The sequence below is a fragment of the Tunicatimonas sp. genome (genome assembly GCF_049647865.1).
In the GTDB taxonomy this organism is placed as follows: domain Bacteria; phylum Bacteroidota; class Bacteroidia; order Cytophagales; family Cyclobacteriaceae; genus Tunicatimonas.
Window position 1 is genome coordinate 1 of sequence record NZ_JBARYM010000620.1, and the last position, 7,474, is coordinate 7,474.

Below are 7,474 nucleotides of genomic sequence, written 5' to 3' on the forward strand. Positions count from 1 at the left end.
CTCCCAGAGGAGAAGGATTCGCCGGAGTATCTTCGGTAATCCACGCATCACCGTGATCGCCGTAGTTAAAACAGCCACTGGTATAGAGCAGCTTTTTGTCGTATTGCCAACAATCTTCGGCTAATGCGCGAGTCATTAGTTGATCAGCTTCATTAATGCGATGCTTCGCTTTTGTGGTATATCGTCCCTTCACTGTCAATTGAGCGCAGTGGATTATCACATCATGATGCTGCACTTCCTGCCGATAGGACTCCGGTCTTAGCATATCCCCCACTACTAAAGTGACTCCCAGCTCTTTCAAGTTCTTAGCCTTTTCCGGATTTCTGACTAGGGAGGTTACGTCGTGACCACGAGATAGAAGCATCTTAGTAATAGCACTTCCCACAAACCCGGTCCCAGCAGTTACAAAAATTTTCATATCAAAAAAAATTTACCTCTAAATTGGTTGCTCTCAACACTAAAATAAGCGATGCTTTATATATAATCTTCTCCTTTCTGTTCTTCGGCTTCCTTCATAATCTGCTTTAGTTGCTCAACTTCTGATTTAGGACAAATGAGCAGTACGTCGGAACTATCAGCTACCAGATAGTCGTGTAAGCTGTGTACAATAATCAACTTACCATCGGTACTTTTAATAAAACAGCTCTTGCTTTGAATGGAAACAGCGTTAGCTTCTATCGTATTTTCTTCGTTCCCCAATTTTTTCAATGAAAAGAGGGCCTGCCAGGAGTCAATGGCCGACCAGTTAAAGTTGCCCAATAATACATAGTGGTTATCGGTTTTCTCCAGAATACCGTAGCTTAGTGTAGTATTTTTACACTGCGAATAGGCATTTTTCAAAAAAAGAGGTTCTTGATCGGTACCATACTGCAACAAGCCGCCAGAAAAAACCTCGGCAACTTCGGGCAGATAGGTTTCTACCGCTTCAATAATCGCGTTCACGTGCCAAACATAAATATCAGTATTCCAAACAAAATCGCCACTATTAACGAGCAGATTAGCCAACTCAATTTGCGGCTTATCAGTAAGTGTTTTAATTTTCTTGATTGCCCCACCACTGTTGTAGTGGTACTGAATATAACGATAGCGCGTTTCGGGTTTGGATGGTTTAATACCTATAATCAATAATTTTTTCGGGTCAGAGGCAGCCGTTTCCAGTGCTTTGCCAATATCTCGCAAAAAAGCTATCTCACCGAAAATAGCGTGATCAGCAGGCATCATCGTAATGACGGTAGAGGGGTCTAACTGTCTGATCTTATAAGCTGCGTAGGCTACGCAAACCGCGGCCCCTCGATTGATCGGTTCAATTAAAATTTGTTGTTCTGATAGTTGGGGGAGCTGCTCTTTTACCAGGTCGATATAAGGCTCCGTCGTTGCTACCATAATCCGATCTTCGTCGCAAAGAGCAAGGCACCGCTCGTAGGTCAATTGAAGTAGTGATTTTCCGGTACCTAGTAAATCCAAAAATGGCTTAGGCATGTTCTTGCGGCTAAACGGCCAAAAGTCCGACGTGGCGTGACTGCCCGTAGTGATAACCACAAAATTGTTGTTCCGCGCCATAGTAAAGTGCAATAACCTCTGTTACAGCTAGCGAATATAACTTCCGGTAGTTCACGAAGCAAACCTCCCGTTGCTCATTACCGAGAATATCTTTGAAAATATTTTAATAAAAGAACAAATTCGCTATATATTTTGTAATAACTCGGCAATCTATTATCTTCAAAAAAGTATTAACTATCCAGAAAGACCAACGGTCAAGCATGGCGTTGGTTTTTTTCGTAACACATCTTCTTACCAATGGTAGAGCAAACAATTGATCTACAAGCTTCCCTTAAACAATATTTTGGCTTCAATCATTTTCGCGGAAATCAAGAAGCTATTATCGAAAATATTTTAAACCGTCATAATACATTTGTTATTATGCCTACTGGTGCTGGTAAATCACTCTGCTACCAGTTGCCTGCGCTATTGCAACCGGGCACGGCTATCGTCATTTCTCCTCTGATTGCTTTAATGAAGAATCAGGTAGATCAGCTAAACGGGTTTAACATTGATGCTCGGTTTTTAAACTCAACCTTGAGTAAAACCGAAATTAATAAAGTTAGAAGCGACACGCTGAAGGGAAAGACGAAACTGCTTTACGTAGCTCCGGAGTCACTGACTAAGGAGGAGAATATTAAATTCTTACAGGAAGCCAATATTTCTTTCGTAGCGGTAGACGAAGCGCACTGTATTTCGGAATGGGGACACGATTTTCGGCCTGAGTATCGGCGCATCAAGTACATTATTTCACAACTGAAAGATAATGTTCCGGTGATTGCCTTAACGGCCACCGCTACCCCTAAGGTGCAGCTAGATATTCAGCGGAACCTACAAATGGAAGAAGCTGATTTATATAAATCTTCTTTTAATCGCCCCAATCTGTATTATGATGTGCGTCCGAAGACTCAGATCAAAAAGCAGCTCATTAAATTTATCAAGAAGTATCCGGACAAATCAGGAATCATCTACTGTTTGAGCCGAAAAAAAGTGGAAGAAATCGCCCAATTTCTTCAGGTTAATGGTATTAAAGCCGCTCCCTACCACGCCGGTTTAGATGCCAATGTTCGGGTACGAAACCAGGATGCCTTTCTTAATGAAGATGTTGATGTAATTGTAGCCACTATTGCTTTCGGCATGGGAATTGACAAACCCGATGTGCGCTTCGTTATTCACTATAATGTGCCCAAATCATTAGAAGGATATTACCAGGAAACTGGGCGCGCTGGGCGAGACGGACGAGAAGCTCGCTGTTTGATGTTCTACAGTTATAGCGATATTCTTAAGCTAGAGAAATTTAATAAGGATAAAACCGTAACTGAGCGAGATAATGCCCGCCACCTCCTCGGTGAGATGATCGCCTACTCCGAATCAGCAGTATGTCGTAAAAGGCAACTACTGCATTATTTTGGTGAATATCTCGCGGAAAGCTGTGGCTTTTGCGACAACTGCGTAAACCCTAAAGAACAATACGAGGGTCAGGACCTAATAAAAACTGCGTTGCAAGCGGTGAAGCAAACCAATGAGCGGTTTGGGATAAATCACTTAGTTGATGTAATTCGTGGCTCAGCCAACCAGTACGTAAAAAGCTATAAGCACGACCAGCTTCCGGTGTACGGACAGGGCAAGGGAGAATCGGCTGAACGTTGGAGTTCGGTATTACGGCAAGCACTAATTGCTGAACTACTAAAAAAAGATATTGAGAACATTGGCACCATTAAGCTAACTAGCAAAGGGGAAGACTTTATTCATCACCCTCATTCGCTGATGCTATCTAAAACCCATGTGTTTGAGGATGTTACCGAAAGCGAAGAAAACGACGGCACACTCGGACAAAGCAGCCCCACAGGTTACGGAAAGTCTTACGATGACAACTTATTTAAGCGACTGAAGCAGCTCCGTAAAGATATTGCCAAACGCAAGAATGTACCCCCTTATGTGGTCTTTCAGGAACCTTCGCTGGAAGAAATGGCAACGACCTACCCTACTACCAAAGATGAAATGGCTAGTATTAATGGAGTGGGTATGGGAAAAGTTCTCAAATACGGCTCACCATTTTTGAAGATGATTGAGGAGTATGTTGTTGAAAATGATCTTGCTACGGCCTCCGATGTACTTATTAAATCAACGGTTAACAAGTCGAAGAACAAGATTGTAATCATTCAGCAGATAGATAAGAAAGTCGATTTTGAAGAGATTGCCAGCACGCTAAACCTATCAATGGAAGAGCTAATTGGCGAGATTGAACACATCTGCTATTCGGGTACCAAGCTAAGCATTGATTATTATCTGGATCAATTTCTTGAGGAAGATCACATTGATGAGCTTCACGATTATTTTTTGAACGCTGAATCAGACCGCATCTCCGGTGCTACCGAAGAGTTTGAAGGTGATTATACCGAAGAAGAACTACGCCTATTCCGTATCAAATTCTTATCAGAGTACGCTAATTGATAGCTCGATTGTTCAATGGCTTAATTGCTAATTTATTACAATATTAGGATTACAAGGTTCAAGTTTTCAAATTCCGGTCTCCGGTCTCCGGTCTCCGGTCTCTAATTCTAATTGTTACTACTAACTGTTCATTGCCCATAGTTTTTCTTTAGCTTTGCGCTCAAAACCTAACCATGAATATTTTACTACTTGGTTCTGGGGGTCGGGAACACGCACTGGCTTGGAAGATTAGCCAAAGTCCTGACTGCACCCGCCTCTTTGTATCGCCTGGTAATGCGGGTACTTCTCTGTTTAACGTAGCTGAGCATCTAGTACAAAACGGTTATGATCAGGCTGACTTTCAGCGTATTGCTAATTTTATTCAACAACAGAATATCGAGCTGGTTGTTGTTGGTCCGGAAGCACCACTAGTAGCCGGGATTACCGATTTTCTAAAAAATAATGCATCAACTGCTAATGTGCTGGTAGTAGGCCCTACCCAAAACGGAGCTGAACTAGAAGGAAGCAAGGACTTTGCTAAGCAGTTTATGCAGAGGCATAATATTCCTACTGCGGCCTCGCGTACATTTACGGCTGATACCCTCAACGAAGGACTGGAATATCTAAAAGAGCAGACCTTACCTATTGTGCTAAAGGCTGATGGGCTAGCTGCTGGCAAAGGAGTGATTATTTGTACTACCTACGATGAGGCTACCGAAACCTTGCGCGATATGCTTCAGCACCAAAAGTTCGGTAAAGCTAGTCAGAAAGTAGTTATCGAAGAATTTCTAGATGGCATTGAGCTTTCAGTATTCGTACTTACCGATGGAAAAAGCTACCATCTGCTTCCGGAAGCTAAGGATTACAAGCGTATTGGCGAAAATGATACTGGGCCTAACACCGGTGGTATGGGAGCAGTTTCTCCCGTTCCGTTCGCTAATGAAGAGTTCTTGCATAAAGTGAAAAAGCAAGTTGTAGAGCCAACCATTCAAGGACTTGCCGAAGAAAATATAGACTACCGAGGTTTTATCTTTCTGGGACTGATGAACGTAGGCGGCAATCCCTACGTGATTGAGTACAATGTGCGGTTGGGCGATCCCGAAACTCAAGCTATTATTCCTCGTCTAGAAAGCGATTTAGTAGCGTTATTAGTAGCAACTGCCCAGCAGCAGCTATCAGATGTACGGGTGCAGATCAGTTTGCAGGCTGCAGCTACGGTAGTGATGGTATCGGGTGGGTACCCAGGAAGATACGAGAAGGGTAAAGCAATTAGCGGTTTATCAAATAAGTCGGGAAGTTTAATTTTTCAAGCAGGTACTAAAGCTGTAGCAGGCGAAGTTGTTACCAATGGTGGACGGGTGCTAGCAGTCACATCGCTGCACAGTCAACTTAAAACTGCGCTGGAACAGACGTATACTCAGGTTGAGCAACTACATTGGGAGGAAGTCTACTACCGCAAAGATATCGGTCAGGATATTCTACGCTATTCAGCCAATGGAAAATAGAGTCTCCAATTCGTTTTTATCCAAAATCGTATTAATTTAAAGCGACACGGTGAAATAACTATACGAAGCTTGATTTCAATGAAGTTATTAAGTACAGCTTAAGTAGCCTATTTGTTAATAAATTTCGGGTAGGGAGGTAAAGTATACCTTCTGACTAAATATATAGAGGATGATATGGGATGCACTACATGTAGCACCAAAGATGGTGCAGTAAGTGGCTGCCGTAACAATGGCGGCTGCAGCACCGGAGGGTGTAATAAAATGAATGTCTTCGACTGGCTCTCCAACATGGATTTTCCATCGTTGAGCACCTTCGACGTCGTTGAAATAAAGTTTAAAAACGGACACAAAGACTTTTTTCGTAACTCCAAAGACTTAGATTTAATTACGGGCGATGCAGTAGTAGTAGACGTTCCTAACGGTTATCATATTGGTCATGTATCGTTACAGGGTGAATTAGTCCGGCTGCAAATGCAGAAGAAAAAAGTGCCTAATGACGATCAAATTCGCACTATTTATCGAATAGCCACGGAGCAAGATTTGGAGAAATTCCGCAAGGTATGCAATCGCGAAATGCCAACGCTCTACCGAACGCGCGATATTATTCAGAAGCTAAATTTATCCATGAAGCTATCCGACGTAGAATACCAGGCGGATAACAATAAAGCTACTTTCTATTATTCTGCCGAGAGCCGGGTTGATTTTAGGGAGCTGATAAAAATATTAGCAGGAGAATTTCGCATCCGAATTGAGATGCGGCAGATTAGCTTACGGCAAGAAGCGGGTCGGCTAGGAGGAATTGGCTCTTGTGGCCGCGAACTTTGTTGCTCTACCTGGCTTTCAGATTTTAAAAGCGTATCTACTTCGGCGGCACGCTACCAAAACCTCTCGCTAAACCCCAGCAAACTTTCCGGTCAATGCGGACGGCTCAAATGCTGCCTCAACTACGAGTTAGAAACGTATATGAGTGCTCTCAAACGTATTCCAGAAGTGAACCGCCCTCTAAAAACTCGGAAGGGTGAAGCTGTACTGCAAAAGACCGATATTTTTAAGAGAATTATGTGGTTTAGCTTTGCCGGAGAAAATGCCTGGGTTCCCTTAAGTGCAAAGCGAGTACACGAGGTTTTAGAACTAAATAAGCAGGGTAAAATACCAGATACGCTAGTGGAAGATCATATAATCGCTAAATCTGATTCGGGAGTTCTGAACAATGATTTGGTGAAAATGGACCAAAAGTTTCAAAAGAAGCACCAGCATAACCCCAAACGCCGTAACAAACGAAAGAAAAGAAATTAATACCACTCATTTTTCACTTCTTCTCTTCTATAATCTTAGTAGCCATCAATGAAACTATCTTCAGTTCCTAGCTATTTGGTTCTTATTCGTCACTGGGCTCGCTCATTGGTACTGGCACTCCTTCTATTGCTAGTTCTCACGCGCTGCGATGATAACCGCGTGTACGAAGATAATACCGATTTTGATCAAACGGTATGGGCCGCCGATAGCTTACTGAGTTTTCGCTTTCAGATAGATGAGCCGGAGCAGGCTTACAATATTTATTGGAATGTGCGAAACACCATAGCGTACCCATTTCGCAATTTATACCTCACTTATTACTTGGAAGATACTCTGGGTCACACCATAAAAACGGAGCTCTACGAAATGAATCTGTTTGAGTCTCGTACCGGTAAGCCTTTCGGAAGCGGACTCGGTGATATATTTTCTCATCAGGTTCTGGCTTTGCCTAATTATAAGTTTGATACGGCTGGTATGTACCAAATTCGTCTTCAGCAGTATATGCGACAAGATACTCTACCCGAAATTCTTTCGGTAGGAGTACGGGTGGAAGTAGCCGAAAAAGACTAACGAAAGGTAACGATGGCTACGCAACCGAGCGAACGGTGGAAGATTTGGGTAGACACTGGCGGCACTTTCACCGATTGTTTAGCATATAACCCATCAGGAGTATTACACCGAGTTAAAGTACTGAGTGATAG

The 7,474-nt window shown here is 42.8% G+C and carries 7 protein-coding genes; 5 read left to right on the top strand and 2 right to left on the bottom strand.

The window, feature by feature from the left end:
* The coding region (locus WBA23_RS18175; protein WP_424583700.1) for an NAD-dependent epimerase/dehydratase family protein at window positions 1–418 on the bottom strand (418 nt) is incomplete at its 3' end.
* A 56-nt stretch (window positions 419–474) separates the two neighbouring features.
* Window positions 475–1,560 carry a mannose-1-phosphate guanylyltransferase gene (locus WBA23_RS18180; protein WP_424583701.1) on the bottom strand — a complete coding sequence of 362 codons (1,086 nt, stop codon included), beginning with the start codon at window positions 1,558–1,560 and terminating at the stop codon, window positions 475–477.
* 237 nt (window positions 1,561–1,797) lie between these two features.
* Between WBA23_RS18180 and recQ the strand changes: the two genes are divergently transcribed.
* The 5 genes from recQ to WBA23_RS18205 all read left to right on the top strand — a co-directional run.
* Entirely contained in the window at window positions 1,798–3,993 is a 2,196-nt protein-coding gene (gene recQ, locus WBA23_RS18185) for a DNA helicase RecQ (RefSeq protein ID WP_424583702.1), read from the top strand.
* Between the two features lie 173 nt (window positions 3,994–4,166).
* Window positions 4,167–5,477 carry a phosphoribosylamine--glycine ligase gene (purD, locus tag WBA23_RS18190; RefSeq protein ID WP_424583703.1) on the top strand — a complete coding sequence of 437 codons (1,311 nt, stop codon included), beginning with the start codon at window positions 4,167–4,169 and terminating at the stop codon, window positions 5,475–5,477.
* A gap of 174 nt (window positions 5,478–5,651) precedes the next feature.
* The gene (locus WBA23_RS18195) at window positions 5,652–6,773 is read left to right on the top strand and encodes a PSP1 domain-containing protein (protein ID WP_424583704.1); all 1,122 of its coding nucleotides are present in this window, start codon (window positions 5,652–5,654) and stop codon (window positions 6,771–6,773) included.
* A gap of 48 nt (window positions 6,774–6,821) precedes the next feature.
* Window positions 6,822–7,343: a gliding motility lipoprotein GldH gene (locus tag WBA23_RS18200; protein ID WP_424583705.1), complete on the top strand. Its 522-nt coding sequence runs from the start codon at window positions 6,822–6,824 to the stop codon at window positions 7,341–7,343.
* A 12-nt stretch (window positions 7,344–7,355) separates the two neighbouring features.
* Window positions 7,356–7,474: hydantoinase/oxoprolinase N-terminal domain-containing protein (locus WBA23_RS18205; RefSeq protein ID WP_424583706.1), on the top strand; the 119-nt coding region annotated here is incomplete at its 3' end.

Coding starts and splice junctions, on each gene's coding strand:
- WBA23_RS18180 (WP_424583701.1), bottom strand. CDS start 1,560: ATGGCGCGGAACAACAATTTTGTGGTTATCACTACGGGCAGTCACGCC.
- recQ (WP_424583702.1), top strand. CDS start 1,798: ATGGTAGAGCAAACAATTGATCTACAAGCTTCCCTTAAACAATATTTT.
- purD (WP_424583703.1), top strand. CDS start 4,167: ATGAATATTTTACTACTTGGTTCTGGGGGTCGGGAACACGCACTGGCT.
- WBA23_RS18195 (WP_424583704.1), top strand. CDS start 5,652: ATGGGATGCACTACATGTAGCACCAAAGATGGTGCAGTAAGTGGCTGC.
- WBA23_RS18200 (WP_424583705.1), top strand. CDS start 6,822: ATGAAACTATCTTCAGTTCCTAGCTATTTGGTTCTTATTCGTCACTGG.